Consider the following 244-nt stretch of genomic DNA (forward strand, 5'->3'; position numbering starts at 1 on the left):
GAGTTACTCTCAACTGATTGAAAAGTTTTTATCTCTTTCCTTTTATACGGCAATATTGAAACATTATTAATTTTTTTTGAATACTCAATTCTAAGTTTAAATATCGTACCAAGAGCTAAGTTTGGCAGAGAAATTTCTTGAAACAAATCTATTTGGTATTTTTTTTTGAAAAAATAATTTAATGTTCTGTTTAATCTTTTTTGATGAAAATCCAAGTTGAAAAGTTTTCCATCAACTACTTTTA

1 pseudogene is annotated in these 244 nt (G+C 24.6%); it reads right to left on the reverse strand.

Annotation, left to right across the window (positions count from 1 at the left end):
• A pseudogene (locus COZ07_RS09385) lies at positions 1 to 215 on the reverse strand (hypothetical protein); the annotation flags it as partial.
• Positions 216 to 244 lie beyond the last annotated feature (29 nt).

This window comes from Candidatus Infernicultor aquiphilus (assembly GCF_002784285.1).
GTDB classification, from domain to species: Bacteria; Atribacterota; Phoenicimicrobiia; order Phoenicimicrobiales; family Phoenicimicrobiaceae; genus Infernicultor; species Infernicultor aquiphilus.